This is a genomic window from Endozoicomonas sp. Z74, from assembly GCF_057680865.1.
The window spans coordinates 1-5,485 of record NZ_JBLYZI010000180.1; the positions used below are offsets into that span (position 1 = coordinate 1).

The 5,485-nt window shown below is 50.8% G+C and carries 3 protein-coding genes; 2 read left to right on the forward strand and 1 reads right to left on the reverse strand.

The window, feature by feature from the left end; all coding sequences use genetic code 11:
• The first annotated feature begins 442 nt into the window (after positions 1-442).
• Entirely contained in the window at positions 443-1,201 is a 759-nt protein-coding gene (locus tag ACNRUY_RS25685) for a sulfite exporter TauE/SafE family protein (protein WP_488114515.1), read from the forward strand.
• Between the two features lie 56 nt (positions 1,202-1,257).
• On the opposite strand, the gene ACNRUY_RS25690 is transcribed toward ACNRUY_RS25685, so the two are convergent.
• Positions 1,258-2,529: an OmpP1/FadL family transporter gene (locus ACNRUY_RS25690; protein WP_488114516.1), complete on the reverse strand. Its 1,272-nt coding sequence runs from the start codon at positions 2,527-2,529 to the stop codon at positions 1,258-1,260.
• 460 nt (positions 2,530-2,989) lie between these two features.
• Between ACNRUY_RS25690 and amt the strand changes: the two genes are divergently transcribed.
• A complete protein-coding gene (gene amt, locus ACNRUY_RS25695; protein ID WP_488114517.1) occupies positions 2,990-5,107 on the forward strand; it encodes an ammonium transporter in 2,118 nt (705 codons plus the stop codon).
• Positions 5,108-5,485: the final 378 nt, after the last annotated feature.

A 5,485-nucleotide genomic window follows, 5' to 3' on the forward strand; every position in this document is an offset into this window, starting at 1 on the left:
ATCAGTGAGCGAGGAGAATTTGGAAAACAGGGCTTTTGCAGACATCGAAAGACAGGAAAAACCCTGATTATACAGGCTGTTTCTTGATGGCGCTGTTCAATTGGTGATCATGTTTTTGCCCTGGGGTTTCTCTCAGGGTGTACATAAAACACCAGCTTCACTCCCCTGCTATCTACAACCCTGACCAGAGAAGCGATTGAAACCCCGTTCAATTTTACAGAGTACTTTTCGGAAAACCGAACTCCCCAGGCTTGAGCAGCGGTGGCCAGCAGAATGAACAACATCAACACAACTCGATTCCATCTTGGTCGAAACAAAGTTCTCCCCTGAAGGACGCTTGAATCCAGTCAGTCTAGGAAGGATCATACGCACTGTCCATCCGGGAATAAAAGACAACTCTCATACACCCTCTCTCCCGGAATAACTAAAAGGCCGCAAGGATATGGAAGTAACCCCTCTGAGTGTGATCATTCTGACGACCACCGGCCTTTTGGCGGGTGCCATTAATACTCTGGCGGGAGGCGGATCCAACCTGACTCTGCCAGCCTTGATGGTGATGGGGATGCCACCGGATGTCGCCAATGCCAGTAACCGGGTGGGTATTTTTCTGCAGAGCCTGACCGGGGTTCTGGGCTTTAAGCACCATAACCGGCTCCCGGGCGATGAGGTGGTTCCAATGCTGTTTCCAACCCTGTCTGGAGGGCTGCTGGGAGCATTGGCCGCTTCCTATGCACCTGACTGGCTGCTGAAACCCCTGTTACTGGGCGCCATGCTAACCATGACATTGATCATGGTGACTCGCCCTTCCGTGATGGCACCACCTCCGGGTACGGTGGCACGCAAAGTTCGAAACAACCCTGGAGCCTGGATTGGCCTCACCATCGCCGGTTTTTACGGAGGCTTTGTCCAGGCAGGTGTCGGTTTTATTTTACTGGCCGCCCTTGCCGGCACATTGCGTTATGACCTGGTTCGCGCCAACGCTCTGAAACTAGCCTGCTCCCTTGCCTTTACTGCCATCGCCCTGGTCGTATTTATTGCCCGGGGCCAGGTGGCCTGGATACCCGCCTTGATCCTCTCAGCCGGTTATATTATCGGCGCTCACCTGGCCGTCAGATTTGCCATTGTCGCAAAGCCACAAACCCTGAAACGTTTATTGCTGATAATGACCGTCTGCGGCTGTGCAGCTGCTCTGGCATTTTAGTTTCTATTAATAAAAAACCCGGCATTAGCCGGGCTTTTCAGAGGTTAAGGCAACGTTTAAAAACGCTTGGTCAGGGAGACACTGACTACATGGGCTTTGTTTTTGTAATCGCCTTCAAGAGTCAACGTACCTGCTGGGTTACCACTGTTGGTATAGTTTTCTTCATCCACCGACACTTTAGAAGAGAACATATACCCGTAGGCAGCATCAACGGTCCAGTCTTTGTCAAAAGAATACTGGGCCCCCAGTGTCAGCCAGTTACGATCGCCATCTGGAATCCGGGCGGTACGGTATTCGTCCTTGACCGGCGACTGATCAAACGCATAACCAGCTTTTAACTTCAGCTGATCACTGTATTGATAACTGGCACCCAGGGCGAAAGCCCAGACATCTTTCCAATTTTCAGGAACGTAAGTGATGACGTTGGGGTCTGATGGGTCAAGGCCGGAAATAGGCCCATTGCCACCTTGATCCGATTCGATAACCAGCTTGTCAAAGCGGCTCCAGCGCGTCCATGTGGCTCCTGCCATCAGAGTCCAGCGATCATCAAGCTCATGGGTCAAACTCAACTCCACCTGTTCAGGCAGGGTAATATCCAGCTTTGCTTTCTCGGTAACTGAGGACGGAGTGAGAGTGGCATCCCCTTTCAGCTTCTGTTTGACACTGGAACGATAACTCAAACCAAGTGTTGTCGCCTCCTGGGGCTGATAAATCACACCCAGATTCCAGCCAAATGCCCAGTCATCCCCTTTGATGGTAACTGCTGTAGATGGACTTGCAGGGTTGATAAAGCGGCTCAGTTCACCCTCAGCGTAGGAACTGTAGAAACCAAAACCAATGGATAACTGATCTGAAAATTGATAAGCCACCGTTGGCTGAATATTGATGACCGTCACTTCAGTTTTATCTGCCAGATAGCGACCTGCCCAATCATCGTCATAATCCGTTTTCGAACCAAATGGGGCATAAACCCCCAGGCCAAATGACCACTTTTCATCGTAGGGCATGGCAAAATAGCCAAAAGGGATCACAGCCGTTTTCAGAAAATTATCCTCTGAACTGGTACCGGCAAAACTGCCAGTTCCCTCAAACTCCCCCTTGGGCACCACAACACCCATACCACCGGTAACCTGGGCCTGATCCAGCAAAGCAATGCCTGCAGGGTTGGACGCCATAATGGACGCATCTTCAGCATTGGAGCCACGCCCGGCATAAGCGGTACCCGCTGCAGAAGCAGAGCTTTCATTCAGGGCAAAGCCTGCAGCTCCTGCCTGCATGGCAAGTGTCAAAGTCGACAGGGCAAACAAGGATTGTGTTATTTTTTTCATACTTCTCCCCCGGGAGGCGCCTTTATAAAACCCGCAAGCGCTTTCGTTACATTTTGTTGTTATCAGGAAAATTCCTTGAATTTTCGTAAGCGGATGTTAAAGCATTTCGACGATCAAAAAAAGTGGTGATTGAGCAATCCCGGCAAAGTCATGATCTTTATGGACTAGATAAGGGAAGAACCACACCTGTTCAGGTATTTTTCCATTCATGCCAACCAGCCTGTCCGCCTCGCCCCCAATCTACTCAAGAAAATTCCTGCCCGCAAAACACCCTATCCATAGAGAGCCACAGGCCGATAACCTGAACAGTGAAAATACCTTTACAACGCTGAACAGCGGTATTTTCATCAATGGGAATACCCATAGTAAAAGAAAAACATTTTGCCCCCCTCCTGCATTAGAGCAGGAACAGGGATTCAATATGTTTTCACGATAAATAAACGAAAGGACACACCAAGGCATGCCCCAGGAAGGCTTAAACACACTGTTTCTCTGCATATGCATCATCCTTGTCTTTCTGATGCAGGCTGGATTTCTCTGCCTTGAAGCCGGCGCCGTCCGTAATAAAAACAGCGTTAATGTGGCGGCCAAAAACCTGCTTGACCTGATTGCGGTAACCTGTGCCTATGCCTTGGTTGGTTACCAGGTTCAATACGGCTCTATCAACAGCTTCTTGACCGGTGACCCCGTGATAAGCGGAACTTACCTGCCGGACGGAGTGAAGGATCTGTTCATGGTGTTCCAGACCCTGTTTGCCGCCACTGCCGCAACCATTGTCTCCGGAGCCATTGCCGAGCGCTGCGGACTCAGAACTTATCTGGCCATCAGTCTGCTTATTGCCACACTCATCTACCCCATCGCCGGTAGCTGGGTCTGGGGTGGCGTCCACGAAACGCCAACCGGTTGGCTCTCGGAACTGGGTTTTGTGGACTTTGCGGGCTCTGCCGTTGTTCACAGTCTGGGGGGAGCCGTCGCTCTGGCAGCCATCATTATCATAGGCCCCCGCAGGGAGGTGTTTGCCAAAGCAACCGCCTTCAAGGGGCAGAACCTGGTGATCAGCCTTCTGGGAGTCCTGTTTCTCTGGATTGGCTGGTTTGGCTTCAATATGGGGAGCCTTCTGACCATAACCCCCCTGTTACCAAAGGTGTTTTTGAACACTTTTTTTGCCGGGTGCGCCGGAGGGATGACAGCCACCTTATGGAGCTACATCTACTACAAACAGGCCAACATCCCGGTCATTGCCAACGGTGTCCTGGCAGGGCTTGTGGGCATTACGGCCAGCGCTCATGCAATCACGCTCCTGTCTTCAGTGGTTATAGGCGGAATATCAGGCCTCTTGTGCAGTCTTGCCATCATAGCGCTGGTGCGCCTCAGACTGGATGATCCAGTGGGCGCCATTCCTGTCCATTTGGTGGCCGGTTTATGGGGGACAGTGGCTGTAGGTATTTTTGGGCAGCCGGAAATACTCAACACCGGTCATGACCGATCCGGTCAGATCGCAATCCAGGCCCTGGGGGCCATCACCCTGTTTATCTGGTCATTTGGGATCAGTTACATTCTGCTGAGTGTGCTCAATCGATACCTGCCTTTGAGAGTATCTGCGGAAGAAGAGTACCAGGGACTGAATATCGCCGAACACGGTGCTGTGACTGAGCTGTCAGAACTCGTCAATCAACTGGGGGAGCAGGCAGAAAATAGCCAGTTCCAGCCTCTGGTCATCGACCCCTTTTCAGAGCTGTCCTCCATCGCCAGCCAATACAACCGGGTACTCAACCGCTTTATCCAGTCTCAGTCCTCCCTGAAACAGAATATCCAGACTTTGGAAGATGTCCGGGATCAACTGCAACAACAGAAAACCATCGCAGAACAGGCGAGTCAGCACAAAAGCCAGTTTCTGGCCAGAATGGGGCACGACATCCGGACTCCCATCAACGGCATTATTGGCATTACAGAGCTTCTACAAGCCGAAACAATGACGGAAGAACAGAAGCACTATACCGATATTATTCTTCAATCCAGCCAGGCTCTGCTGACAGTTATTGATGATATTCTCAACGTATCCCACAGGGATTCAGGCACATCCCCACTCACAGAACAGCGCTATAACCTCAAAGAGCTCCTTAAGCAGAGCCTTGCATTGTTCAAAACAGAAACACTGACCCGCCCCATAGCGCTCAACCTTGAACTTGAGCCTGACACTCCAGAGCACATGAGAGGGGATGCCAGCCGGGTTCGACAGGTGATCATCACCCTTCTGGGCAATGCTTTCCAATTCACAGAAAATGGAACCATTACCCTGAAATCGTCTTACGATAACAGCACGGGGTTAGTCACTATCGAGGTTTCTGATACCGGGACAGGAGTCCCTGAAGCACAGCAGGACGCCATTTTTGAAGCGCCCGACTCAGAAGATGATGGCAGCATTCCTCCCGGCAATGACAACTTTCCGGACCTGCCAATGTGCAGACAGCTGGTTGAGTTAATGGGAGGTAATATTGGCGTACAGAGCACCGTCAACCGGGGGGCGACCTTTTATATTCAACTGCCAGTAAGTCTGACACAAAAAAGCCCGAAGTGACTGCTATCACTTCGGGCCTTAGTTTTAATGGCGCTCCCGAGAGGATTCGAACCTCTGACCTGCCCCTTAGGAGGGATATTGAGTTCCCTTGTAAATCAACCACTTAACTAAACACCCTTGTTCTCGTAAGGTTATTTAAGTCATTGATTTTATTACCACTGTTTTTCTCTTTGTACTCACGTTTTAAGTATGGCCGTTTGACGTTTATACAGCCATATATACAGTAGACCATTTTGGTCGCCATATTTGGAAATTTTGTGCAGGCGCGCAATGTAAAGCCATGTTGATCAATGGTACTATTCGGCCACGGTATAAGCACCCGCTCATATCGCCTCGCGTCTGACAGCGCAACACTGCGGGTTCATGTCGCCCGCTGGA